Source organism: Streptomyces sp. NPDC107550, from assembly GCF_055639095.1.
The window spans coordinates 55,280-79,214 of record NZ_JBVKBC010000006.1; the positions used below are offsets into that span (position 1 = coordinate 55,280).

Sequence of the window (23,935 nt, forward strand, 5' to 3'; positions counted from 1 at the left end):
CTCACGCTCCGATCCGGTACAGGGAGTGGGTCCAGGAGAACGAGCCGTTGCTGACGTACCAGTCGTGGGACGCCCAGTTGTAGCGGTTGTTGGAGGGCCAGGGATCGCCCCAGTAGACCCAGCTTCCGGAGGTGTCGTAGCCGTACAGGACGTGCATGTGGCCGCCGCCGGAGGACCACTGGATGCGGGTCTCGACGGGCCGGTTCGCGTCGATCTCGCCCTGCACGGTCGGATAGCGCAGCCAGCCGGTCACGTACGAGCCCGGGGAGATGCCCGACCAGGACAGGCCGTCCTGGACGTTGCCGAGGCTGGCCTGGCTGTTGGGGCACTCGCTGCCCTGGGCGCGCCCGAAGGCCGCGTTGCAGAACTGATTCTGCGAGGAGCCCCGGCCGAACCAGGCGGCGATGGTGGCGCCGCTCGCGGCCCAGCACCAGTTCGTCTTGGCCTGCGCCTGCATCGTGATGTTCAGCCGCTTGGCGGGGAGCGCGGCGGGCGTGGCGGGCGCGGGCGCCGTGCCGGCGGCGGGCGTGACGGGCGTGGAGACGGCGGCGGGGGCCGGCGCGGGGTGCGTGGGGGCGGTGGCGGGGGCCGTGGCGTGGGCGGCTGTCAGGGGCAGCGTGAGGGCCGCCGTCGTCACCGCCGCGAGTACGGCGAGGCGGCGGCGCGCCGGGGGTCTCGTGCCTGCTCGGGTGCGGTTCGTGGTGCTGTGCATCGCGGTCCTCCCGCAGTCGGGGTGAGGGGTGAGGAGCGCGTCCGGACGCGTCGTTGAGCATCGAGTCTTGTCGGGGGCAGGTCAACACGCTTCAATGCCGGGTGACTCAGGGCGGTGAACGGCGTCGTACGGATGTGAACGAGCGATGGACGCCACCAGCCGCCCGGCCCTGACCCCCCGGAACGGCCCTGTGAACGTTCACACCCGTGGTCGCACGCCCGGGGCGCGGACCCCAGGAGGCCCGGATGCGGCGCGGTGAACTGCACATGAGGACGGCGGAGGCGCCGGCCACCTTGGACGGGGCGCTGCGCAGCGGGCCCTTCCACCTGGCGCTGCGGGCCGCCATCGCCGCGCGCGGGCTGCCGCTCCACCGCGTCCAGGACCATCTGTCCCGCAGGGGCGTCACCGTGGGCGTGACGAGCCTGAGTTACTGGCAGCAGGGCGCCCGGCGTCCGCAGCGCCCGGAGTCGATGCGGGCGGTGCGGGCCCTGGAGGAGATCCTCGAACTGCCCGAGGAGTCGCTGGTCAGGCTGCTGGGCGCCGCCGAGCCGCCGTCCGCGCCCGGCCGCCCCGCCGCCCGCTCCTACCGCTCGCTCGTCGAGGCGTCCGGCGCCCTGGAGCAGTTGCTCGCCGGGCTCGAATCACCGCTCGACGGCGGCCTGCACACCGTCGGCCACCATGAGCGGGTCCGGATCGGCGGCCACCGGGAACTGCTCGGGCGGGATTCCACCCACATAGTCCGCGCCCACCGCGATGGTGTGGACCGCTATGTGGCCATCCACCATGGCGACCCGGGCTGCTCCCCCGCCGATGTGGAGGTGCACGCCATGGAGAACTGCCGCCTGGGGCGCGTCCGCTGGGACGGCGTGACAGGTGTCCTGGTCGCCGAACTGCTGTTCGACGTGCGGCTGCGGGCCGGGGACACGCATCTGTTCCGGTACGGCTTCGAGGACGGCACGGCGGGCACCTCCAGCGAGTACGTACGGGGGTTCAGCTTCGCGGGCGGGCAGTACGCGCTCCAGGTGCGGTTCGCGGACGAGGCGCTGCCGGTGCGCTGCCACCGGTTCGCCCAGCGCTCGGCGGCGGAACCGCGCGGGGGCCGCGAGGACCTCACCCTCAGCGGCCGGCACCGCTGCGTCCACGTCGTCGAACCGCAGGTCAGAGCGGGGCTGCTGGGTATCGGCTGGGACTGGGAGTGACGCGGGGCCCTGCGAGATCGGGCGGGCGGGGCTGCGGGTCCGGCCGCGCGGGTCTGCGGGGGTGCGGGACTGCGGGCATGCGGGGCTGCGGGGCTCCGGGCGGGTCTGAGGGCGGGCGGGGCTGCGAATCTCCGGGCGGGTCTGGGGCAGGCCCTACTTCTTGGGGCCCGCGATGATCTTGCCGCCCTTGACCTTCACGGACAGCTCCTCCAGCGGCACGGTCGCGGGGGCGTGCAGCACCTTGCCGCTCGTCGCGTCGAACTTGCTGCCGTGGCAGTTGCAGGTCAGCTCGGTGCCCTTGAGCATGCCGATCGGGCAGCCGGCGTGGGTGCAGATCGTGCTGAACGCCTTGTAGGCGCCGTCCTCGCCCCGGCTGACCACGACGTGCTCGTCGCGGTAGAGCTTCGCGCCGCCCTGCGGGATCTCGGCGGCGTCACCGAGATCGACCGGCGCGGTGGGCCCGGTGGCGGGGCCCCCGCCGCTCGCAGAGCAGGCGGTCAGCCCGAGCCCGGCCGTCCCCGCTACGGCCACGCCGCGCAGCGCGGTACGGCGGGAGAAGGGCGACGACGGTATGCCGGGTGCGGACATCGGGGCTCCAGGGGTGGGCGGGCGGCGGGTCGGGCGAGGGGCGGGGTGCCGGTGCGCGGTCGCTGCCGGGGGGCGACAGATCCGACGATACCGACGGGCATCGGACGTTCTTCGCGGGGCCCCTGGGTGAGCCGCGTGCGAGGTGGGGCAGGCGGTGGGCCCGAGTCGGGGTCAGGGTCGCCGGTGTCGCGGGGCGTTCGTACGCTCTAGCCTGCGGGGGTGCCGGTGTCCGCGTGCGGCCCGAGCCCGCCGTGTGTGCGCCGCCGCTCCCTTCGAGAGGAAACCCCGTGATCGTCGTCGCAGGTGAGGCCCTGATCGACCTCATCCCGCAGGGCGGCACCGCTGAAGCGGGCGGCTCCGTGCTGCCCGCGCTGGCGCCCCGGCTCGGCGGCGGCCCGTACAACACGGCGGTGGCGCTGGGCAGGCTCGGCGCGCCCGTCGCGTTCTGCTCGCGGCTGTCGCGGGACACGTTCGGGCAGGCGCTGCTCGACGGGCTGCGCGGGGCGTCGGTGGACGTGGGCGCGGTGCAGCGGGGCGACGAACCGACGACGCTGGCTGTCGCGTCCGTCGGCGCCGACGGCTCCGCGCGCTACTCGTTCTACGTGGAGGGGACCGCCGACCGCCTCTTCGCGCTGCCGTGGTCCCCGCCCGAGGGCACGCGCGCGATGTCGTTCGGTACGTGCTCGCTGGTCCTTGAGCCGGGTGCGAGCGCGTACGAGGAACTGCTGCGCGAGGCCGCCGCGCGGGGGCTGCTCACCGCGCTCGACCCGAACATCCGCGCCGGTCTGATCCCCGACGCCGATGCCTACCGGGCCCGCTTCAAGAGCTGGCTGCCCTCGGTCACCCTGTTGAAGCTCTCCGAGGAGGACGCGGCCTGGCTCGGCGGCTCGCCCGAGGAGTGGTTGTCCCTGGGCCCGGCCGCCTTGGTGGTGACGCGGGGCGGTGACGGGCTGACGGCGTTCACGCGCGGGGGCGGGGAGCACGCGGTGCCGGGTGAGCGGGTGGACGTGGTGGACACGATCGGCGCGGGCGACACCGTGAACGCGGCGCTGCTGCACGGCCTCGACCGGCAGGGCGCCCTCTCCCCCGCCGGTCTGGCGGAGCTGGACGAGCGGGGCTGGACGCGGCTGCTCTCCTTCGCGGCCCGGGCAGCGGCGCTCACCTGCGCCCGGGCGGGGGCGGAACCTCCGTACGCGGCGGAGCTGGGCGCACTCTGACAGCGCCCTTCGCCGGCCCTCTTCCGGCGGAGGCATGTCTCAGCGCGGCGGCGCCGGTCGCCCTCCCGCTGCCCCCTCTCGGGCCCGGCTGCCGGTGGCGGCCGGTCACGTACGACCGCCGCCCCCGACACCCGGATCCAGCGCCGAGAGCACCCGCCCCCGGGCGCCCGGCCTGAGGCGTCAGCCCTTGCGGGCCCGCGTGGCCGCCTTCTTCGCCGGCGCCTTCTTGGCGGTGGCCGACTTCTTCGCCGCCGAAGCCGACTTCGCCGTGGCGGTCTTCTTGGCCGTGGCCGCCTTCTTCGCGGTGGCGGCCTTCTTCGCCGGTGCCTTCTTCGCAGCCGTCTTGCGCGTACGCGCCGCCGGTACGGACGCGTCGCTGACCCGGTCCGCGCCGAGCACGTCCCGCAGGAACTTGCCCGTGTGGCTCGCCGGCTCGGCCGCGACCTCCTCCGGGGTGCCTTCGGCGACGACGAGTCCGCCGCCGTTGCCCCCCTCGGGGCCCATGTCGACGATCCAGTCGGCGGTCTTGATGACGTCGAGGTTGTGCTCGATGACGATCACCGAGTTCCCCTTGTCGACCAGGCCCGAGAGCACCGTGATGAGCTTGCTGATGTCCTCGAAGTGCAGACCGGTCGTCGGCTCGTCCAGCACGTACACCGTGCGGCCCGTCGAACGCTTCTGCAGCTCGCTGGCGAGCTTGACGCGCTGCGCCTCACCGCCGGACAGGGTCGGCGCGGACTGGCCGAGCCGCACGTACCCGAGGCCCACGTCGTTCAGCGTGCGCAGATGGCGGGCGATGCCCGGGACCGCCTCGAAGAAGTCGAGCGCCTCCTCGATCGGCATGTCCAGGACCTCGGCGATGGACTTGCCCTTGTAGTGGACCTCCAGCGTCTCCCGGTTGTACCGGGCGCCGTGGCAGACCTCGCACGGCACGTAGACGTCCGGCAGGAAGTTCATCTCGATCTTGATCGTGCCGTCGCCCGAGCAGTTCTCACAGCGGCCGCCCTTGACGTTGAAGGAGAAGCGGCCGGGCAGATAGCCCCGCACCTTCGCCTCGGTGGTCTCGGCGAACAGCTTGCGCACGTGGTCGAAGACACCGGTGTACGTCGCCGGGTTCGACCGGGGCGTGCGGCCGATGGGCGACTGGTCGACGTGCACGACCTTGTCGACGAGGTCGTCGCCCTCCACGCGCGTGTGGCGGCCGGGAACGGAACGCGCCCCGTTCAGCTCGCGCGCCAGATGCGTGTACAGGATGTCGTTGACCAGGGTCGACTTGCCGGAACCCGAGACGCCGGTGACGGCCGTGAGGACGCCCAGCGGGAACGACACGTCGATGTCGCGGAGGTTGTTCTCCTTCGCGCCGTGCACCGTCAGCCGGCGGGTCGGGTCCACCGGGCGCCGGACGTCCGGGACGGCGATGGCCTTCTTGCCGGACAGGTACTGGCCGGTCATCGACTCGGCGTTGGACAGCAGCTCCTTCAACGGGCCGCTGTGCACGACCTTGCCGCCGTGCTCGCCCGCGCCGGGGCCGATGTCCACGACCCAGTCGGCGACCTTGATGGTGTCCTCGTCGTGCTCCACGACGATCAGCGTGTTGCCCATGTCGCGCAAGCGGACCAGCGTCTCGATGAGCCGGTGGTTGTCACGCTGGTGCAGGCCGATGGACGGCTCGTCGAGCACGTACAGGACGCCGACGAGGCCGGAGCCGATCTGCGTGGCGAGCCGGATGCGCTGCGCCTCGCCGCCGGAGAGCGTGCCGGCCGCGCGGTTGAGCGACAGGTAGTCGAGGCCGACGTCGACGAGGAAGCGGAGACGCTCGTTGACCTCCTTCAGGACGCGCTCGGCGATCTTCTTGTCGCGCGCGTTGAGCGTGAGGCGGCCGAGGAAGTCGGCGCAGTCGCTGATCGACATGGCGGAGACCTCCGCGATGGACTTGTCCATCACGGTGACGGCCAGGACGATCGGCTTGAGGCGGGTGCCGTCACAGGTCGGGCAGGGCACCTCGCGCATATAGCCCTCGAAGCGCTCGCGGCTCGCGTCGGACTCGGCCTCGCTGTGGCGCCGCTTCACGAACGGGACGGCGCCCTCGAAGGGGGTCGTGTAGACGCGCTCGCGGCCGTACCGGTTGCGGTAGCGGACCTCGATCTGGGTCTTGTGGCCGTACAGCAGGGCCTTCTTCGCGCGCTGCGGCAGCCCCGCGAAGGGAATGTCCGTACGGAAGCCGAGGGCGTCGGCGAGGGCGCCGATGAGGCGGCCGAAGTAGTCCTTGGTGTGGCCGTGCGACCACGGGTGGATGGCGCCCTCGTCGAGCGACTTGTCCTCGTCGGGGACGATCAGCTCCGGGTCGACCTCCATGCGCGTACCGATGCCGGTGCAGTCGGGGCAGGCGCCGAAGGGCGAGTTGAACGAGAAGGAGCGCGGCTCCAGCTCCTCGAAGGACAGGTCGTCGTGCGGGCAGTACAGGTGCTCGGAGTACATGCGCTCGCGCTCGGGGTCGTCCTCGGGGAGGTCCACGAAGTCGAGCACGACCATGCCGCCGGACAGGCCGAGCGCGGTCTCGACGGAGTCGGTGAGGCGGCGCTTGGCGGAGTCCTTCACCGTGAGGCGGTCGACGACCACCTCGATGGTGTGCTTCTCCTGCTTCTTCAGGGTCGGCGGCTCGGAGAGCTGGATCGTCGCGCCGTCCACCCGCGCGCGGGAGTAGCCCTTGGTCTGGAGGTCGCCGAACAGGTCGACGAACTCGCCCTTGCGCTCGCGCACCAGCGGCGAGAGCACCTGGAAGCGGCTTCCCTCGGGCAGTTCGAGGACCTTGTCGACGATGGCCTGCGGCGACTGGCGCGCGATGGGCCGGCCGCACTGGGGGCAGTGCGGCTTGCCGATGCGCGCGAACAGCAGGCGCAGGTAGTCGTAGACCTCGGTGATGGTGCCGACCGTCGAGCGCGGGTTGCGCGAGGTCGACTTCTGGTCGATGGAGACGGCCGGCGACAGGCCCTCGATGAAGTCGACGTCCGGCTTGTCCATCTGGCCGAGGAACTGGCGGGCGTACGAGGACAGCGATTCGACGTAGCGCCGCTGTCCCTCGGCGAAGATCGTGTCGAAGGCGAGCGAGGACTTGCCGGAGCCGGACAGACCGGTGAAGACGATGAGGGAGTCGCGCGGAAGGTCGAGCGAGACATTCCGGAGATTGTGCTCGCGCGCGCCACGGACGATGAGACGGTCGGCCACGCCGGTCCGCACCTTTCTTGAGAGAAGTGACAGGGGCGGGGCCCCCGTCTCCGGAGCTTTCGGGCCCCGGATCGATGCCTACGGGGGCCGTCTTTCGAAGAGTAGGGGGAGCCACTGACAACGCCGGTCGGATTCCCTGGGCGGTAACAAACCCCGACTCCCAAGAATGCCTGACGCCACCTTCGAGCTTATAGCACGCACATTCGATTACCGCGCGCCGTCGGCCACCTTCACCCGAACGTGTGGCGCCGCTATCGTCAGCGGCATGAATGATCATGTACGCGACCTGCGGTCTGTACGCGAAGCCACCGACCGGCTGCTCAGCGCGGTGGCCACCCTGGACAACGCCGCCGTGACGGAGTCGTCACGGCTTCCGGGCTGGAGCCGGGGCCACGTCCTCGCGCACCTGGCGCGCAACGCCGACGCTCTGGTCAACGTCCTGGAGGGCCGGCCCATGTACGCGAGCGCCGAGGCCCGGGACGCGGACATCGCCCGCGACGCCCCCCGCGGCCTGCGCGAACAGGCCGAGGACGTGCGGGCGAGCGCCGAGCGGTTCCAGCGCGCGGCAGAGGCGGACGCGGACTGGTCGCGCACCGTCGAGCTGCGCAACGGCATCAGGGACACGGCTGCCAATCTGCCCTTCCGCCGCTGGATCGAGGTGGACCTGCACCACGTGGACCTCGGCATCGGCTACGAGCTGGAGGACCTGTCGGCCGAGTTCACCCAGCGCGAGATCGAGTTCCTCGCGCGGCGCTTCACCGACCACCCGGACCTGCCGCCGGTGCTGATCAAGCAGGACGACGGCCGCACGATCTCCACCGGGGCGGTCCTGACGCCCTCCGTGGCGGAGATCGAGGCGGGCGCGGTGCCCGCGCTCGGCGTCGTCGTCCGGGGCCGCCAGGCGGACCTGCTGGGCTGGCTCTCGGGCCGCCGCGACGGCTCGGCCCTCACCGCCGACGGGGGCGACCTGCCCACCCTGCCCCCGCTATAGGCTGGCGCCATGACGTACAGCGGAGCGGTGAAGGTCGGCGGCCCGGCGGACGTGCACGAGCTGGAGGATCTGATGATCTCCAAGGTCGCGGTCGGTCCGATGGACAACAACGCCTATCTGTTGCGGTGTCGCGCGACCGACCAGCAGTTGCTGATCGACGCGGCCAGCGAACCGGACACCCTGCTCCGCCTCATCGGTGACGACGGCATCGCCGCCGTCGTCACCACCCACCGCCACGGCGACCACTGGCAGGCGCTCGCCGAGGTCGTCGAGGCGACCGGCGCGCGCACGTACGCGGGGGTCGACGACGCCGGAGGCATCCCCGTCCCCACCGACGTGCCCGTGGCCGACGGCGACACGATCGTCTTCGGCCGCATCACGCTCACCGCGCGCCAGCTCGTCGGGCACACGCCGGGCTCCATCGCGCTGGTCTACGACGACCCGCACGGCCACCCGCACGTGTTCACCGGTGACTGCCTCTTCCCGGGCGGTGTGGGCAACACGTGGAAGGACCCGCAGGCGTTCGCACGGCTCATGGACGACGTCGAGACGAAGATCTTCGACGCGCTGCCGGACGAGACGTGGGTCTACCCGGGCCACGGCAACGACACGTCGCTGGGTGCCGAGCGCCCGCACCTCGCGGAGTGGCGCGCGCGAGGCTGGTGACCGCCCCGGCGGCCCACCGCCACCGAGGCCAGTGCCTTCTCCGGGCGCCGGGCCCGGCGATGCGGGTGCCTCCTCCGGGCGCCGGGTCCCCGAGGCCGGTGCCCCTCAGAGCGCCGCGTCGCCATCGAAACGGTTCACAAGAGCGCAACACGCGCTCCCACTATGCGGACAGTTGGCGCTCTGACCTCGACACACGGGGTCGGGCGCTGTCAGTCTCCCGCCATGCATCTCGCCAATCGGGCCGCGCGCCTGACCGTCTGCTCCGCCGTCGTTCTCGTCGCCGCCGCGGCCTGTGCCCCGAAGCCGGAGGCCGCCGCCGACAAGCCCGCCACGGCCGCCTCCTGCGCCAAGGGCAAGCTGCCCACCCTGACCGCCGGGAAGCTCACCGTCGGCACCGACAAGCCCGCCTACGCGCCCTGGTTCCAGGACGACGACCCGGCGAGCGGCAAGGGCTTCGAGTCGGCGGTCGCGTACGCCGTGGCGAAGCGGCTCGGGTACGACAAGGGCCAAGTGGCCTGGCAGACCGTGCCGTTCAACAGCTCCTACGCGCCCGGGGCGAAGAAGTTCGACTTCGACATCAATCAGGTGTCGATCAGCGACGAGCGCAAGAAGGCCGTGGCGTTCTCCTCCGGCTACTACGACGTGCGGCAGGCCGTCGTCGCGCTGAAGTCCTCCAAGGCCGCGAAGGCGACCTCCGTGGCCGATCTGAAGAACGTCAAGCTGGGCGCCCAAGTGGGCACGACGAGCCTCGACTTCATCAACGACCTCGTGAAGCCGTCACAGAAGCCGGCGGTCTACCAGAAGAACGACTTCGCCAAGTCGGCCCTCAAGAACGGCCAGGTGGACGCCATCGTCGTGGACCTGCCCACCGCCTTCTACATCACGGGCGCCGAGGTGACGGACGCGAAGGTCGTCGGCCAGTTCGCGCACACGGGCGGCACTCCCGAGCAGTTCGGGCTCGTGCTCGACAAGGAGAGCCGGCTGACCTCGTGCGTGAGCGGCGCCGTGGACGCCCTGCGCAAGGACGGCACGCTCGCCTCCCTGGAGAAGCGCTGGCTGTCCGACGCGGTCGACGCGCCGGTGCTCAAGTGACCGTCATGAAGCAGGACATAGCCGTCGCCGACGCCTACACGCCCTCCGCGCGGCGCCGGGAACGCGAGCGCTACAAGAGGACGAGGGCGCGCCGCGCGACCGCCGTGGCGGCGCTCAGCACCCTGGTGACGGGCGCCGTCCTGTACGTCGTCGTGACCGGCTCCCCGGGCTGGGAGCGCACCAAGGAGACGTTCTTCAGCGCCCACTACGCGCGCGTGGCGCTGCCGCAGGTCCTCGACGGGCTGTGGCTGAACCTGCGGCTGCTGCTGGTGTGCGGCGTCTGCGTCCTGGTCCTCGGCATGCTGCTCGCCCTGGCCCGCACCCTGCGCGGGCCCGTGTTCTTCCCGCTGCGCGCGCTGGCCACGGCGTACACGGACTTCTTCCGGGGCCTGCCGCTCATCATCTGCCTGCTGATGGTCATCTTCGGTGTGCCCGCGCTGCGGCTCCAGGGCGTGACGACGGACCCGGTGCTGCTCGGCGGGGCCGCGCTCGTGCTGACGTACTCGGCGTACGTGGCCGAGGTGTTCCGCGCGGGCATCGAGTCCGTGCACCCCTCGCAGCGCGCGGCGGCCCGCTCCCTGGGGCTCAACAGCCGGCAGACCCTGCGCCATGTCGTACTGCCGCAGGCCGTACGGCGAGTCGTGCCGCCCCTGTTGAACGACCTCGTGTCGCTCCAGAAGGACACCGGTCTCGTCTCCATCGGCGGCGCGGTGGACGCCGTGTACGCGGCGCAGATCATCGCCGGCAAGGACTTCAACTACACGCCGTACGTGGTCGCGGGCCTGGTGTTCGTCGCGCTGACGATCCCGATGACCCGCTTCACGGACTGGGTGACGTCCCGGATGGACCGTCGCCGGGCGCAAGGAGGGCTCGTATGACCGACCCGGTGCTGCGGATGGAGGCGGTCCGCAAGACGTTCGGGGAGACCGTGGTGCTGCGGGACGTGGACCTGGAGGTCGCCCCGCACACGGTGACCGCGCTGATCGGCGCCTCCGGCTCGGGCAAGTCGACCCTGCTGCGCTGTGCGAATCTGCTGGAGGAGATCGACGACGGGGCGATCTGGCTGGACGGCGAGGAGATCACGGACCCGCGCGCCGACGCGGACGCCGTGCGGCGGCGGATCGGCGTGGTCTTCCAGGCGTACAACCTCTTCCCGCACATGACCGTGCTGGAGAACGTGACGCTCGCCCCGCGCCGGGTGCACGGCGCGTCCCGCAAGGAGGCCGAGGAGCGGGCCAGGGAGCTGCTGGAGCGCCTGGGACTGGGCGCGAAGGCGCGGGAGTACCCGGACCGGCTCAGCGGCGGCCAGCAGCAGCGTGCGGCGATCGTGCGGGCGCTCGCGGTCCGGCCCCGACTGCTGCTGCTCGACGAGATCACGGCGGCCCTCGACCCGGAACTGGTCGGCGAGGTCCTGGACGTCGTACGGGACCTCAAGGGCGAGGGGATGACCATGGTGCTGGCCACGCACGAGATGAGCTTCGCGCGCGAGGTCGCCGATCAGGTCTGCTTCCTGGAGGGCGGCGTGGTGCTGGAACGCGGCACGCCGAAGGAGGTGTTCGGCGCGCCCCGGCAGGAGCGGACGCGGCAGTTCCTGCGCCGGATCGTGGAGGCGGGCCGCCTCTAGGTGACGGGCCGCCTCTAGGTGACGGGCCGCCTCTAGGTGAGAGGCGGCGATTCTTCGACTCCAGGTGAGGTGTGGCGCCGTCTCGCGGGTCACGCGTCCGTCGTGCCGGGCGCCGCGAGCGCGGCTACGCGCTCCACGCCGAACGCGTAGCCCTGCACCCCGCACCCGGCGATCACGCCGTCGGCGCGCAGCGACACGTACGAGTGATGCCGGAACTGTTCGCGCTGGTGGATGTTGGAGATGTGGACCTCGACGACGGGCAGCCCGTCGCAGGTGTTGAGCGCGTCGAGGATCGCCACGGAGGTGTGCGAGTACGCGGCGGGGTTGATGACGATCCCGACGTGGTGCTCGCGGGCCTCGTGGATCCAGTCGACGAGTTCGCCCTCGTGGTTGGACTGGCGGAAGTCCACGGTGGCCCCGTGGCGGGCGGCGGCCTTCGCGCACAGCGCCTCGACGTCGGCCAGGGTGTCGTGCCCGTAGATCTCCGGCTGGCGCTTGCCGAGCAGGTTCAGGTTCGGGCCGTTGAGCACCATGATCGGGGCGCTGGCGAGGGTGTGCGGCACGGGGACCTCCGGGGGTGGGGCGTTGGGCTCCCTGAGGGTCTATCACGCGGCCGGGGCGCGGCGGCGGGCCGTGTCGGGGCGTGGGATCACGGGGTGACGGCGAGTTCCACGTAGGCGGCGAGGATCACCAGGTGCACGCCTCCCTGGAGAGGTGTCGCGCGGCCGGGCACCACGGTCAGGGTGCTGACGATCATGGTGAGGGCGAGCAGCACCATGTGTGTCGCGCCGAGGCCGAGGACGAGCGGTCCTGTCAGCCAGAACGAGGCGAGCGCGACGGCCGGGACGGTCAGTCCGATGCTGGCCATGGCGGAGCCGAGCGCGAGGTTGAGGCTGGTCTGGACGCGGTCGCGGCGGGCGGCGCGCAGCGCGGCGATGGTCTCGGGCAGCAGCACGAGCAGGGCGATGATCACGCCGACGACGGCATGCGGCATGCCGGCGGACTCGACGCCGTGTTCGATCGTCTTGGAGACGCCCTTGGCGAGTCCGACGACGGAGACCAGGGCGAGGAGCAGCAGGCCGAGGCTGATCAGGGCGGCGCGGCTCGTCGGGACGTCGGCGTGGTCGTCGGCGTCGATGACATCGCCGTGCTTGGTGATCGGCAGGAAGTAGTCGCGGTGCCGCACGGTCTGGGTCGCCACGAAGATCCCGTACAGGACGAGGGCGGCGACGGCCGAGAAGACGAGCTGCGAGGTGGAGAACTCGGGGCCCGGCTTGCTGGTGGTGAAGGTCGGCAGGACCAGGCAGAGGGTGGCGAGCGTGGCGACGGTGGCGAGGGCGCCGCCGGTCCCCTCGGACTGGAAGACGGCGACGCGGTGGCGGAACGCGGCGGAGAGCAGACTGATGCCCACGATGCCGTTACAGGTGATCATGACGGCGGCGAACACCGTGTCGCGGGCCAGCGTGGCGCTCTTGTCGCCGCCGTCGGCCATCAGGGTGACGATGAGCGCCACTTCGATGACGGTGACGGCGACCGCGAGGACCAGCGAGCCGAACGGTTCGCCGACGCGGTGGGCGACGACCTCGGCGTGATGGACGGCCGCGAGGACCGCTCCCGCGAGGACGACGGAGACCACCGCGACCACGGCACCCGGCAGATCGCGCCCCCAGGTGAACCCGAGCAGCACGATCGCCAGCACCGGGACGACGACGTACCACCGTGTGGCGAGGGCCCGGACTCTGGTGATCATGACTCGATGGTGCCTGGGGCGCGGCGCGTACGCGACTCCGGCGCGCCCGCGCGGGAGGCGGGGTCGTAGGGGCGGGGCGCGGGGGTGCGGGTGGGGCCGGCCATGGCTCGGTCAGGCCCCGACGCTGTCCTTGCGGGCCGCTTCGGCGGCGTCCCGCTCGGCCTGCTTCTTCGAGGCGATGAGGCTCGTGATCGTCGTGATGATCAGGACGCCGCAGATGACGGCCAGCGAGACCGGGATGGAGATCTCGGGGACGTGCACGCCGGACTCGTGCAGCGCGTGCAGGACGAGCTTGACGCCGATGAAGCCCAGGATCACCGACAGGCCGTAGCTGAGGTGGACCAGCTTTCTGAGCAGGCCGCCGATGAGGAAGTAGAGCTGGCGCAGGCCCATCAGGGCGAACGCGTTGGCCGTGAAGACGATGTACGGGTCCTGCGTCAGACCGAAGATCGCGGGGATGGAGTCCATGGCGAACAGCACGTCGGTCATGCCGATGGCGAGCATGACGACCAGCAGGGGCGTCATGATCTTCTTGCCGTGCTGCTGGATGAACAGCCGCGTGCCGTAGTACCGGTCCGCGACGCCGAACTTCTTTTCGATCGACTTGAGGAGGCGGTTCTCCTCGAACTCCTCTTCCTCCTCGTCCGCGCGGGCCTCCTTGATGAGCTTCCACGCGGTGTAGATGAGGAAGGCGCCGAAGAGGTAGAAGACCCAGGAGAAGCTGGCGATGATCGCCGCGCCGGCCGCGATGAAGACGGCCCGCAGCACCAGCGCGATGAGCACACCGAACAGCAGCACGCGCTGCTGGAGGTGGGACGGCACCGAGAACTTCGCCATGATCAGGATGAACACGAAGAGGTTGTCGACGCTGAGGGACTTCTCGGTGATGAAGCCGGCGAAGAACTCGCCGCCCGCTCTCCCGCCGCCCCAGATCATCACTCCGACCCCGAAGAGGGCCGCGAGGACGATCCAGACGACCGTCCAGATCCCCGCTTCCTTGATCGATACGTCGTGGGGCTTGCGCCCGATGAAGAAGTCGACCGCGATCAGGGCGCTCAGACCGAGAACGGTCAGCACCCACACAGTCATCGATACGTCCACTGCGCCTCCGGCGTCGTACGGCTACTGATCAGCGTCGTCGCTGCCGGAGGTCTCCTCCACCCGGGCGCGTGCCGCACCGAGGGCCGACGCCCCGGGATCGCCGGCCGCCTGGCCGGTCGTCCGTATTGACGGGAACGCCGCGCAATGGGAGTACTCCCCTCCGCGTAAAGGAGAGTACCCGAAAGACCCATGAAAGGTAAAGGGTTAAGTAAAGAAGTCCCCAAGGGTGCAGGTCATAGGCCCCTTTCGCGGCGGGCGCGGGCCACTTCCGCGAGGGCGCGGGCCAGCACCTCGCTGCCGTACGGGACCTCCGGAGGCTCGTACGTCCAGGCGTGGCCCACCCAGGGGTCGGCGAGATGGTCGTCGGGCACCGGCGTCAGCCGCAGCAGGGACCGCCACAGCGGGTCGAGCAGAGGCCCGTACTCGGCGGCGTCCTCCCGATCCGCGACCAGCATCAGATGGACGCCCACGCGCGGTCCCTCGTCCGCGAGGTAGCGCAGCCGGGTCACGGCGCGGTCGTCGAAGCCGTGCGGGAAGTCGTGCACGATCAGCAGGTGCTCCGCCACGTCCAGGTCGGGCGGCAGCGCGTCCGTCGCCCCCGCGCGTACCGCCATCTGCACCAGGTCGACGCGCTCGGTCAGCCGGGTGAGCGTCCGCTCCACACCGGCCGCGCCCCTGGCCACCGGTGACGCGAGCACCCCGGCGTCGACGAGCGGCGCGAGCGCGCCCGCCGCGCTCCCCGCCGGATCCACGACATGGACGCTGAACTCGCCCGCCGGGTACGCCGCGAGCAGCCGCACCGCGTGCTCCACTGCGGTCCGCGCGGCACGCGCGCGCAGGTCGTCGGCGCTCAGCAGCGCGCCGCCCGTGTCCGCGCCCGCGTCGATCCACAGGCCGCGCTCCAGCGGCAGCCGAACGAGCAGCGGGACGCGCAGGCCCACCGTGTCGCTCTCGGGCAGCCGCAGCTCGCCGAGGCGGACGGCCATGGGGATCTCCATGGGGCTGCGGTAGGCGTGCCAGCACGGGTTGTCCCAGCCCGCGTACGGGGCCGGGAGCGCGGGCTCGACGACCTCCGCCTCCGCGACGAGCTGGGCGAGGTCCCGCTCCAGCACCTCACGCGCACGGCCGACCAGGGCGCTGTGCTTGGCGCGGGCGGCCTCCCGCGCCGCGTCGCCCTGGCCGCCGATGCGGCTGCGCGGATCGGAGAGGACCTGGTCCAGCTCCTGGTCCCTGCGCGCGTCGGCGAAGTCCACGGCACTGCGGTACGCGGCCGCCGTGCGCGCCAGATCCTCGAACATGCCCCAGATCTGGTTGTACAGCCGCTCCTCCATGGACCACCCGGTCGCGTCCCCGGCGACCGGCACGGGCGGCTGCCCCGGCGGCTCGGCGGGGTGTGCGGCGGGCGGTGCCGGAGACGGGGGCGCCGTCTTGCGGCGGGGGTGCGTGTAGTCGATGGGGCCGGCGGAGTCGGGGTCGCCGGAGGACGCCGATCCGGCGGCGGCGGGGTCGCCGGAAGCCATCGATCCGGCGTCGGCGGGGGCGCCGGAAGCCGTCGGTCCAGCGGAGTGGGAGGCTCCGGAGCCCGCCGGTCCAGCAGAGTCAGGAGCACCGGACGCCACCGATCCAGCGGAGTCAGGGGCCCCGGAGACCGCCGAAGCCGCCCCGGCCTGCGTCACGGCATCGGCGTGGCCGGCCGCCGCCCCGGCTCTCACCTGCGCGTCGCCCGCCGCACGCGGTGCCGGGGCGACGGAACGCGCCAGCCCGCGGGCGACGGCCTCGTGGACCGCCCGGGCCAGGGCGGGCGCGCCGGTGAGCCCCTGGTCGGCGAAGAGGGCGGCGAGTCCGTCCGCGTACCCCTGCCCGACGGCACGGACCTTCCAGCCGGCCCCTCTGCGATACAGCTCCAGCGCGACGACGGCCGACTCCGCGTCGAGGTCGGTGATCGTGTAGCTCGCCACCTCCGTGCCGTCGAGGCCGGTGACCGCAACGAACGGTGCCGCCACCGCGCCGAACCGGGTCGCCCCGCCGCTGCCCGCGGGCAGCGCGAGCAGCACGCTCACCTGGTGCACGTCGCCCGGCAAGGCGTCCAGGTCGACGGCGAGGCGATGGTCGGCCGCCGCCTGGCGCGGGACGTCGAGTCCGGGCAGTGCGGGCGCGCCCGGGTGGGCGACGCGCTCGGCCCCGGACACGGTGCCCCGGTCGTCGGCGAGCGTGGCGCCCGCGACGACCGGATGGCCGGCCGACACCCGGATCTCCAGACGGGTCTCGGTGAGGGGGTGGTTCTGCCCCCTCACCAGTTCGGCCGCCATCGCGTGCCGCTACAGGGTGGGGAGGATCGCGGGCATCAGGTCCTGGAACGTACGGCCGTTGGCCGCGGCGCCCAGGGCCGTCATCTGCCAGCCGGAGCCGGCGCGGTGGACCTTGGCCATGATCTGCGCGGTGTACTGGCCGCCGCCGTCCAGCGTGTAGCGCGCGAGCTCCTGGCCGGTCGTCTCGTCGACGAGCCTGCAGAACGCGTTCTGCACTTCCTGGAAGGTCTGGCCCGTGAAGGAGTTGACCGTGAAGACGATCTGGTCGATGTGGACCGGGACGCGCTGGAGGTCGACGAGGATCGCCTCGTCGTCGCCGCCCTGGCCGACGCCGCCGACCAGGTTGTCCCCGGTGTGCCGCACGGAGCCGTCGTCGCTGACGAGGTGCCGGAAGAAGACCACGTCGACCGGCTGCTTGTCGGCGAAGAGGACCGCCGACGCGTCCAGATCGATCTCGCGGGTCCGCGTCCCGAACAGGCCGCGTCGCGGGGCCGCCTGCCAGCCGAGGCCCATCCGCACGGCGGTGAGGGTGCCCCCGCCCTGCTTCTCCAGGCTGATGGCCTGGCCCTTGGTCAAGTCGATGCCCACGCCCTTGTCCCCTCTCGAACCGTCCCCTGTTGCCGCGCGTGCGCGCGGTTGGTCCAAACCCTAGAGGGGGGCACTGACAACGCCGCCAGAGCGGGCGGGGTTTTGTGGCGGTCTTGCAACACACCGCGCTCCCCCACCCGCGCAGGTCAAGCGATACCGGCCTCCTTCATCTGACGCAGCTCCTTCTTCATCTCGGAGACCTCGTCGCGCAGCCGGGCCGCGATCTCGAACTGGAGATCGGCGGCGGCCGCGCGCATCCGCTCGGTCATCTCCTCGATCTGCTCCGCCAGCTCGGCCGCGGGCCGGTCGGTGGGCACGGTGTCGGCGGCCTTGCCGCGCTTCTTCTTGGCCCCGGTGTCCGCCTTGCCGAGCGCCGGCACGGGCGCCTTCGCGCTCTTCCCGTCCTTGCCGCCCTTGCGGTAGCCGGTGCCGAGCAGCGCCTCGGTGTCGACGTCCTCGCGCGCGATGGAGGCGACGATGTCGTTGATCTTCTTGCGCAGCGGCTGCGGGTCGATGCCGTGCGCCTCGTTGTACGCGACCTGCTTCTCGCGGCGGCGGTTGGTCTCGTCGATAGCCTTCTCCATCGCCGGAGTGATCTTGTCCGCGTACATATGGACCTGGCCCGACACGTTACGCGCGGCACGGCCGATGGTCTGGATCAGCGAGGTGCCGGAGCGCAGGAAGCCCTCCTTGTCGGCGTCGAGGATCGCCACCAGGGAGACCTCGGGCAGGTCGAGGCCCTCGCGCAGCAGGTTGATGCCGACCAGGACGTCGTACTCGCCGGCGCGCAGTTCGCGCAGCAGCTCGACGCGGCGCAGGGTGTCGACGTCGCTGTGTAGATAGCGGACCTGGATGCCCATCTCCAGGAAGTAGTCCGTGAGGTCCTCGGCCATCTTCTTGGTGAGCGTCGTGACGAGGACACGCTCGTCCTTCTCGACGCGGGTGCGGATCTCGTGCACCAGGTCGTCGATCTGCCCTTCGGTGGGCTTGACGACGACCTCGGGGTCGACGAGGCCGGTGGGGCGGATGATCTGCTCGACGTGGCCGTCGGAGCGGGCCAGCTCGTAGGCGCCGGGTGTCGCGGACAGGTAGACGGTCTGTCCGACGCGCTCCTGGAACTCCTCCCACTTCAGCGGGCGGTTGTCGAGCGCCGAGGGCAGCCGGAAGCCGTGGTCGACGAGGGTGCGCTTGCGGGAGGCATCGCCCTCGTACATGGCGCCGATCTGCGGCACGGTGACGTGCGACTCGTCGATGACGAGGAGGAAGTCGTCGGGGAAGTAGTCCAGCAGCGTGTTCGGCGGGGAGCCGGGCTCGCGGCCGTCGAAGTGCATCGAGTAGTTCTCCACGCCGGAGCAGGAGCCGATCTGGCGCAGCATCTCGATGTCGTACGTGGTGCGCATGCGCAGCCGCTGGGCCTCCAGCAGCTTGCCCTGCTTCTCCAGCTCGGCCAGGCGCTCGACCAGTTCCTTCTCGATGTCGTTGACCGCGCGCTCCAGGCGCTCGGGGCCGGCCACGTAGTGCGAGGCGGGGAAGATGTACAGGGACTCGTCGTCGCTGATGACCTCGCCGGTGAGCGGGTGCAGCGTGGAGAGTGCCTCGATCTCGTCGCCGAACATCTCGATGCGGACGGCGAGCTCCTCGTAGACCGGGAAGATCTCGATGGTGTCGCCGCGCACCCGGAAGGTGCCGCGCTGGAACGCCAGGTCGTTGCGCGTGTACTGGATGTCCACGAAGCGGCGCAGCAGCTCGTCCCGGTCGATCTCGGCGCCGACCTTCAGCGGGACCATGCGGTCCACGTACTCCTGCGGGGTGCCGAGGCCGTAGATGCAGGAGACGGAGGCGACCACGACGACGTCGCGGCGGGTCAGCAGCGAGTTCGTCGCGGAGTGGCGCAGGCGCTCCACTTCCTCGTTGATCGAGGAGTCCTTCTCGATGTACGTGTCCGACTGCGGGACGTACGCCTCGGGCTGGTAGTAGTCGTAGTACGAGACGAAGTACTCCACCGCGTTGTTCGGCAGCAGCTCGCGGAACTCGTTGGCGAGCTGGGCCGCCAGCGTCTTGTTCGGCGCCATCACGAGCGTGGGGCGCTGGAGCTTCTCGATCATCCACGCGGTGGTGGCGGACTTGCCGGTGCCGGTCGCGCCGAGCAGGACGACGTCCTTCTCGCCCGCGGTGATGCGCTTCTCCAGCTCGGCGATGGCCGCCGGCTGGTCACCGCTGGGCTGGTACGGGCTGACGACCTCGAAAGGCGCCACCGTGCGTTCGATCTGGGATACGGGCCGCATGTTCTCCACCGTACGACCACCCACTGACAACCGGGGTCGAACCGCGGCGGCGCCCGGGCCTCGGGCCCCTCTCACCAGCCCTGAGGGGCCCGTGAGGGTTCGCGGCGGGGGCCGCGGGGCGGGGCGGCGACGATGCGGCGGGCGGGGGTGCCGGGGCGCTGCTCGGCGGCCTCGCGGGCGTCGCGCCAGTCGGGGCGGCCCATGACCATCATCGGGTCGAACAGGACGACGACACCGGCCAGGAGCAGGAAGCAGAGCGGGCCGATGAGCATCGGGGCGAGGATGCTGGCGGCGGAATCGCCACCGGGGCTGCCGGACGTGACGCTATGGAGGTGCACGCTGACGCCCGCCATGCCCATGTAGTGCATGCCGGAGACGGCGAGCCCCATGACGAGGCTCGCGCCGAGGCTCCAGACGATGCCGCGGATCTGGACGGCGGCCCACAGGGCGGCGGTGGCGGCGGCCATGGCGATCACCACGGAGGCCGCGACGGTGAAGGTGTTGTACTGGAGCGTCCCGTGCAGGCGCATTCCGGCCATGCCCAGGTAGTGCATCGTGGCGACGCCGAGCCCGGTGATCGTGCCGCCGGTGAACAGGGCGGGGCCCGTCGCGCCCTTGTAGCCGACGATGAAGACGCCGATGCCGACCATGACGATGGCGACGCCGAGGCTGGCGAACGTGATCGGCTTGTCGTAGTGGATCGGCACACCCTTCACGGTGAAGCCCATCATGGCGATGAAGTGCATCGTCCAGATGCCGGAGCCGATCGCGGCGGAGCCGAGCGCGAGCCAGCCGGCCCGCCAGGTGTTGGCCACCAGGAGGGATCTCGTGGTGCACCGCAGGCCGAGCGCGCCGCCGAGGCAGGCCATGAAGTACGCCACCACGGGAGTGACGAGTCCGTAACTGAAGCCGTCGACCGTGCCCTGCATGTGTCGCAGCCCTTCCGCCCTGTCGTGCCTGAGATGGTCTACCCGGCTTCCCTTCGCAGGCGCCGGGGCGGCCTCGGATGAGCCTGATTAAAGCTCACACGGGAACGCCCGAACGATTTTCCGGCAAAGCCTCCCCGCTTCCTGCACGGGGGCGGTCGCAGTTGGATAACGCAGTTCAACCTCTGACCATCCTTCGCCTGTTTTCCGTTGGCACCTGACTGTCAGTCTCGTGCCGACGGTGATCCACCGACGCATGAGGAGCAGATGTGTCCGCACGTGCAGCAGCCGCACTCGCCACGGTGACCGGTTCGGTCGTCATCGGCGTCCTGGTCCTGCCCACGGCCGCGCAGGCCGCCTCCCCCGACGACCATCAGGTGGTGGTCGCGCACCGCGGCGCCTCCGCGTACGCCCCCGAGAACACGCTCGACTCCATCGACAAGGCGCACGACCTCGGCATCACCTGGGTCGAGAACGACGTGCAGCGCACCAAGGACGGCAAGCTCGTCGTCATCCACGACACGACCCTTGCGCGCACCACGAACGTGGAGGAGGTCTATCCGGGCCGCGCTCCCTGGAACGTGAAGGACTTCACGGCCGCGGAGATCGCCAAGCTCGACGCGGGCAGTTGGAAGGACCCCGCGTACGCGGGCGCGCGCGTGCCGACCCTCGACGCGTACCTGAGGCGGGTCGACCACAACCACCAGAAGCTCCTGCTGGAGATCAAGTCGCCGGAGCTGTACCCGGGCATCGAGGACCAGATCCTCGCCCGGCTCGGCAAGGACGGCTGGCTGAACAAGGGGCACGTCAAGAACCGTCTGGTCGTGCAGAGCTTCAGCGCGGACAGCGTGCGCGCGGTCCACGAGCGGCGCCCGGACATCAAGACCGGCTTCCTCGGCACGCCGAAGGTCGCCGAGCTGCCCGGCTACGCGACCTTCGTGGACCAGATCAACCCCTCGCACACGACGATCTCCGCCGGGTACGTGGCGGCCGTGCACGCCTTCAAGGGGCCGCACGGCAAGCCGCTGGAGGTGTTCACCTGGACGGTGAACGACGCCGACACGGCCCGCCGCGTGGCCGGCTTCGGCGTGGACGGCATCATCACGAACGCGCCGGACGTGGTGCGCGCGGCCGTCCGGGACTGAGGGTCCGGCGCCCTCGTCAGGGGGCGTTGTCAGTGCCCGCCCGTACGGTGGTCGGCATGAACGCCACTGGGCAGAACGAGGACGGCCGGCGGGTGGTCTGGGCCGTCGTGGACAGCGCCATCGGGCCGCTGTTGCTCGCCGCGACGGACGAGGGCCTCGCGCAGGTCGTCTTCCACGCGACCGACGCCGTGCGGGACAGGACGCTGGAGCGGCTCGGTTCCCGGTTCGGGGCCGAGCCGCTGCACGCGCCGGACGCCCCGCTGCTCGCCGAGGCGGCGGGGCAGTTGCGGGAGTACTTCGCGGGCCGCCGTCAGGTCTTCGACCTGCCGCTTGACTGGTCGCTGATCGGCGGGTTCAACCGACAGGTGCTGCGCGAGCTGGCGCGCGGCGTGCCCTACGGCGCGGTCGTCGGGTACGGGGACCTGGCGCGCCGGGTGGGGCAGCCGGGGGCGGCGCAGGCGGTCGGGACGGCTATGGGGGCGAACCCGCTGCCGGTCGTGGTGCCCTGTCACCGGGTCGTGGAGCGGGACGGCGGCATCGGGGGGTTCGGGGGCGGTCTGGAGACCAAGCGCGCGTTGTTGGCGCTGGAGGGGGTGTTGCCCGAGCCGTTGTTCTGAGAGGGTCCCGGAGGTTCGGGACAGGTGATCAGGGGGGCGTCGGTGGGTGTGGGCGGGGTGCGGTCGCAGCGCGCGGAGGACGCGTCGGAGGACGCGCGCGTGGGCGGCGCGGTGCAGCGGCGTACGCAGCGGGTGCTGGTGGCCTCCCAGATACTCGGCGGGCTCGGCACCGCCACGGGTATCGCGCTGGCGACGGTGCTCGCCAAGAAGGTGAGCGGCGACGAGGCGCTGTCGGGGCTGGCGTCCACGGCGAGCGTGGCCGGTACGGCGGTGCTGTCGATGCCGCTGGCCTCGCTGATGAACGCGCGGGGGCGGCGGGCCGGTCTGGTCCTCGCCTACCTGATCGGCGCGGTCGGCGCGGTGGTCACCGTGGTCGGTGCCGCGCTGGGGAGTTTCCCGCTGATGCTGACGGGCCTCGTGGGCTTCGGCGCGGCCTCCACGGCGAACCTCCAGGCGCGGTACGCGGCGGCGGATCTGGCCGAGCCGGACCGGCGGGCGAGCGCCATCTCCACGGTCGTGTGGGCGACGACGATCGGCGCGGTCCTCGGGCCCAACATCGCGGCGCCCGCGGGCCGCAGCGTCACCGGGCTCGGGATACCGCCGGAGGCGGGGCCGTTCGTGTGGGCGGCCGGGGTGTTCCTGGTCGCGGCGGCGGTCGTGCACGTCCTGCTGCGGCCCGACCCGCTGCTGACGGCGCGGGCGCTGGCGCCGGCGGAGGAGCAGAGCGCGCTGGCGCGCTCGCTGAGGGCGGGTCTCGCGGCGGTGTGGGCGTCCCCGCGCGCGAGGCTGGCGCTCGCGACCGTCGCGGTGTCGCACACGACGATGGTGTCGGTGATGTCGATGACGCCGGTCGACCTCGAACACCACGGCGCGGGCATCGAGTTGATCGGACTGGTGATCAGCGGGCACATCGCCGGCATGTACGCCTTCTCGCCGGTGATGGGCAAGCTGGCGGATCGTTTCGGCCGGTTGTCGGTGATCGGGCTCTCGATGGCCCTGCTGGCGTGCGCGGCGCTGCTCGCCGGGACCGCCGGCGGCCACCACGCGCAGAGCGCGGCAGGGCTGTTCGTGCTGGGGCTGGGCTGGTCGGCTGGGCTTGTCGCGGGCTCCGCGCTGCTCACCGACTCCGTGCCGCAGGCGGCGCGGGCGGCCGCGCAGGGCCTGTCGGACACGACGACGAGCGTGGCCGCGGGGCTCGGCGGGGGCGGCGCGGGCCTGGTCATGGCGACGGCGAGCTACGGCTGGCTCAACCTGGCGGTGGCGTGTCTGCTCCTCCCGCTGGCCGCGCTCACGCTGTTCACGCGGCGCGGCCGGCCCGCGTAGGAGACGGCGCGGCCAGGCCGCGTAGGAGACGGCGTGGCCGGGCCGCGTCGGTGAGGGCCCGTGGTCAGCTCAGGGTGATGTGGTACGCCTTGCGCAGCGTCTCGTGGACGGTCCACGTCGTGCGGTCGCCCTCGCGGAGCACGGCCGCGCTGCCAGGGGCCAGTTCCAGCGTGTCGCCGCCCTCGACCTCGACGGTGGCGCGCCCGCTGACGACCACGAACAGTTCGTTGGCCTCCGTGTCGGTGACCACGCCGGGGGTGATCTGCCACAGCCCGCGAAGCTGCTTGCCGTCGGCGGACTCCCAGAGCACCTTGCCGGTGACGACGGGCTGCCCGGAGACGATCTGGTCGGCGTCGAGCGGCTCCGGTTCGAGGACCGCGTCGGGGACGCTCACGGCGAAGGAGGCGGAGGTCTCGGTGGCCGGCTGCTCGGTGGCGGGCGGCTCGTCCGCGCCGTCGGCCGGGGTGGTCACAGCGGTGGCCGGTTCGTTCGTGGTCATGAGCGGTCACCCTAGTTGACCTGCGCCTCTTCCCTCACTGGACGGCTCGTCCCGTCTACGCCCCGCCGACTGGACGGC

General features: G+C 71.7%; 21 protein-coding genes. 10 read left to right on the forward strand and 11 right to left on the reverse strand.

Translation table 11 applies throughout. The features are described 5' to 3' along the window. Nucleotide 1: 1 nt before the first annotated feature. Complete coding sequence (locus ACZ7LY_RS10935; protein ID WP_471624221.1) at nt 2–712, reverse strand: papain-like cysteine protease family protein; 711 nt, start codon at nt 710–712, stop codon at nt 2–4. 245 nt (nt 713–957) lie between these two features. Here ACZ7LY_RS10935 and ACZ7LY_RS10940 point away from each other — a divergent pair, with 245 nt between their 5' ends. Then, nucleotides 958–1,911 (forward strand): hypothetical protein, encoded by a 954-nt coding sequence (locus ACZ7LY_RS10940; RefSeq protein ID WP_471624222.1) that lies wholly within the window; start codon nt 958–960, stop codon nt 1,909–1,911. A 153-nt stretch (nt 1,912–2,064) separates the two neighbouring features. Here ACZ7LY_RS10940 and ACZ7LY_RS10945 read toward each other — a convergent pair whose 3' ends face one another. Beyond that, the gene (locus tag ACZ7LY_RS10945) at nt 2,065–2,499 is read right to left on the reverse strand and encodes a Rieske (2Fe-2S) protein (RefSeq protein ID WP_471624223.1); all 435 of its coding nucleotides are present in this window, start codon (nt 2,497–2,499) and stop codon (nt 2,065–2,067) included. Between the two features lie 287 nt (nt 2,500–2,786). Between ACZ7LY_RS10945 and ACZ7LY_RS10950 the strand changes: the two genes are divergently transcribed. Further along, entirely contained in the window at nt 2,787–3,716 is a 930-nt protein-coding gene (locus ACZ7LY_RS10950; RefSeq protein WP_471624224.1) for a carbohydrate kinase family protein, read from the forward strand. Between the two features lie 180 nt (nt 3,717–3,896). Here ACZ7LY_RS10950 and uvrA read toward each other — a convergent pair whose 3' ends face one another. After that, entirely contained in the window at nt 3,897–6,941 is a 3,045-nt protein-coding gene (uvrA, locus tag ACZ7LY_RS10955) for an excinuclease ABC subunit UvrA (RefSeq protein ID WP_471624225.1), read from the reverse strand. A gap of 265 nt (nt 6,942–7,206) precedes the next feature. Here uvrA and ACZ7LY_RS10960 point away from each other — a divergent pair, with 265 nt between their 5' ends. The 5 genes from ACZ7LY_RS10960 (at nt 7,207) to ACZ7LY_RS10980 (ending at nt 11,314) form a co-directional block, all read left to right on the forward strand. Then, the gene (locus tag ACZ7LY_RS10960) at nt 7,207–7,932 is read left to right on the forward strand and encodes a maleylpyruvate isomerase family mycothiol-dependent enzyme (RefSeq protein WP_471624226.1); all 726 of its coding nucleotides are present in this window, start codon (nt 7,207–7,209) and stop codon (nt 7,930–7,932) included. A gap of 9 nt (nt 7,933–7,941) precedes the next feature. Further along, nucleotides 7,942–8,598, forward strand: a complete 657-nt coding sequence (locus tag ACZ7LY_RS10965; protein ID WP_471624227.1) for an MBL fold metallo-hydrolase — start codon at nt 7,942–7,944, stop codon at nt 8,596–8,598. 222 nt (nt 8,599–8,820) lie between these two features. After that, nucleotides 8,821–9,690: an ABC transporter substrate-binding protein gene (locus tag ACZ7LY_RS10970; protein ID WP_471624228.1), complete on the forward strand. Its 870-nt coding sequence runs from the start codon at nt 8,821–8,823 to the stop codon at nt 9,688–9,690. A gap of 5 nt (nt 9,691–9,695) precedes the next feature. Continuing rightward, entirely contained in the window at nt 9,696–10,568 is an 873-nt protein-coding gene (locus ACZ7LY_RS10975) for an amino acid ABC transporter permease (RefSeq protein WP_471624229.1), read from the forward strand. Next, nucleotides 10,565–11,314 carry an amino acid ABC transporter ATP-binding protein gene (locus tag ACZ7LY_RS10980; protein ID WP_471624230.1) on the forward strand — a complete coding sequence of 250 codons (750 nt, stop codon included), beginning with the start codon at nt 10,565–10,567 and terminating at the stop codon, nt 11,312–11,314. Before ACZ7LY_RS10975 ends, ACZ7LY_RS10980 begins: the two co-directional genes overlap by 4 nt. Nucleotides 11,315–11,403: 89 nt before the next feature. Here the strand turns inward: ACZ7LY_RS10980 and aroQ are convergent, their stop codons facing one another. From aroQ to ACZ7LY_RS11015, 7 genes are all read right to left on the reverse strand, one after another. Continuing rightward, a complete protein-coding gene (gene aroQ / locus ACZ7LY_RS10985; protein WP_471624231.1) occupies nt 11,404–11,877 on the reverse strand; it encodes a type II 3-dehydroquinate dehydratase in 474 nt (157 codons plus the stop codon). An 86-nt stretch (nt 11,878–11,963) separates the two neighbouring features. Next, complete coding sequence (locus tag ACZ7LY_RS10990) at nt 11,964–13,064, reverse strand: calcium:cation antiporter (RefSeq protein WP_471624232.1); 1,101 nt, start codon at nt 13,062–13,064, stop codon at nt 11,964–11,966. Between the two features lie 111 nt (nt 13,065–13,175). Continuing rightward, nucleotides 13,176–14,165, reverse strand: a complete 990-nt coding sequence (locus tag ACZ7LY_RS10995) for a TerC/Alx family metal homeostasis membrane protein (protein ID WP_471624233.1) — start codon at nt 14,163–14,165, stop codon at nt 13,176–13,178. A gap of 233 nt (nt 14,166–14,398) precedes the next feature. Continuing rightward, on the reverse strand, nt 14,399–16,474 hold the full coding sequence (locus ACZ7LY_RS11000) for a TerD family protein (protein WP_471624234.1): 2,076 nt from the start codon (nt 16,472–16,474) through the stop codon (nt 14,399–14,401). Between the two features lie 9 nt (nt 16,475–16,483). Next, a complete protein-coding gene (locus ACZ7LY_RS11005; protein WP_471624235.1) occupies nt 16,484–17,062 on the reverse strand; it encodes a TerD family protein in 579 nt (192 codons plus the stop codon). A 146-nt stretch (nt 17,063–17,208) separates the two neighbouring features. Beyond that, nucleotides 17,209–19,347 (reverse strand): excinuclease ABC subunit UvrB, encoded by a 2,139-nt coding sequence (gene uvrB / locus ACZ7LY_RS11010; protein ID WP_471624236.1) that lies wholly within the window; start codon nt 19,345–19,347, stop codon nt 17,209–17,211. Between the two features lie 71 nt (nt 19,348–19,418). Continuing rightward, the gene (locus ACZ7LY_RS11015) at nt 19,419–20,276 is read right to left on the reverse strand and encodes an MHYT domain-containing protein (protein WP_471624237.1); all 858 of its coding nucleotides are present in this window, start codon (nt 20,274–20,276) and stop codon (nt 19,419–19,421) included. 266 nt (nt 20,277–20,542) lie between these two features. Between ACZ7LY_RS11015 and ACZ7LY_RS11020 the strand changes: the two genes are divergently transcribed. From ACZ7LY_RS11020 to ACZ7LY_RS11030, 3 genes are all read left to right on the forward strand, one after another. Then, nucleotides 20,543–21,418, forward strand: a complete 876-nt coding sequence (locus tag ACZ7LY_RS11020) for a glycerophosphodiester phosphodiesterase (protein WP_471624238.1) — start codon at nt 20,543–20,545, stop codon at nt 21,416–21,418. Nucleotides 21,419–21,474: 56 nt separating this feature from the next. Continuing rightward, nucleotides 21,475–22,035, forward strand: coding sequence for a methylated-DNA--[protein]-cysteine S-methyltransferase (locus ACZ7LY_RS11025; protein ID WP_471624239.1), 561 nt, complete (start codon nt 21,475–21,477; stop codon nt 22,033–22,035). 99 nt (nt 22,036–22,134) lie between these two features. Further along, entirely contained in the window at nt 22,135–23,358 is a 1,224-nt protein-coding gene (locus ACZ7LY_RS11030; protein ID WP_471624443.1) for an MFS transporter, read from the forward strand. 64 nt (nt 23,359–23,422) lie between these two features. Here ACZ7LY_RS11030 and ACZ7LY_RS11035 read toward each other — a convergent pair whose 3' ends face one another. Continuing rightward, complete coding sequence (locus tag ACZ7LY_RS11035; RefSeq protein ID WP_471624240.1) at nt 23,423–23,857, reverse strand: cupin domain-containing protein; 435 nt, start codon at nt 23,855–23,857, stop codon at nt 23,423–23,425. Nucleotides 23,858–23,935 lie beyond the last annotated feature (78 nt).

Excerpts from the sequence above, each read along its gene's own strand:
- uvrB (WP_471624236.1), bottom strand. The coding sequence starts at position 19,347 with ATGCGGCCCGTATCCCAGATCGAACGCACGGTGGCGCCTTTCGAGGTC.
- ACZ7LY_RS10980 (WP_471624230.1), top strand. The coding sequence starts at position 10,565 with ATGACCGACCCGGTGCTGCGGATGGAGGCGGTCCGCAAGACGTTCGGG.
- ACZ7LY_RS10945 (WP_471624223.1), bottom strand. The coding sequence starts at position 2,499 with ATGTCCGCACCCGGCATACCGTCGTCGCCCTTCTCCCGCCGTACCGCG.
- ACZ7LY_RS10965 (WP_471624227.1), top strand. The coding sequence starts at position 7,942 with ATGACGTACAGCGGAGCGGTGAAGGTCGGCGGCCCGGCGGACGTGCAC.
- ACZ7LY_RS10970 (WP_471624228.1), top strand. The coding sequence starts at position 8,821 with ATGCATCTCGCCAATCGGGCCGCGCGCCTGACCGTCTGCTCCGCCGTC.
- ACZ7LY_RS11015 (WP_471624237.1), bottom strand. The coding sequence starts at position 20,276 with ATGCAGGGCACGGTCGACGGCTTCAGTTACGGACTCGTCACTCCCGTG.
- ACZ7LY_RS10975 (WP_471624229.1), top strand. The coding sequence starts at position 9,696 with ATGAAGCAGGACATAGCCGTCGCCGACGCCTACACGCCCTCCGCGCGG.
- ACZ7LY_RS10940 (WP_471624222.1), top strand. The coding sequence starts at position 958 with ATGCGGCGCGGTGAACTGCACATGAGGACGGCGGAGGCGCCGGCCACC.
- ACZ7LY_RS10935 (WP_471624221.1), bottom strand. The coding sequence starts at position 712 with ATGCACAGCACCACGAACCGCACCCGAGCAGGCACGAGACCCCCGGCG.
- ACZ7LY_RS11035 (WP_471624240.1), bottom strand. The coding sequence starts at position 23,857 with ATGACCACGAACGAACCGGCCACCGCTGTGACCACCCCGGCCGACGGC.
- ACZ7LY_RS10960 (WP_471624226.1), top strand. The coding sequence starts at position 7,207 with ATGAATGATCATGTACGCGACCTGCGGTCTGTACGCGAAGCCACCGAC.
- ACZ7LY_RS11000 (WP_471624234.1), bottom strand. The coding sequence starts at position 16,474 with ATGGCGGCCGAACTGGTGAGGGGGCAGAACCACCCCCTCACCGAGACC.
- ACZ7LY_RS10990 (WP_471624232.1), bottom strand. The coding sequence starts at position 13,064 with ATGATCACCAGAGTCCGGGCCCTCGCCACACGGTGGTACGTCGTCGTC.
- ACZ7LY_RS11025 (WP_471624239.1), top strand. The coding sequence starts at position 21,475 with ATGAACGCCACTGGGCAGAACGAGGACGGCCGGCGGGTGGTCTGGGCC.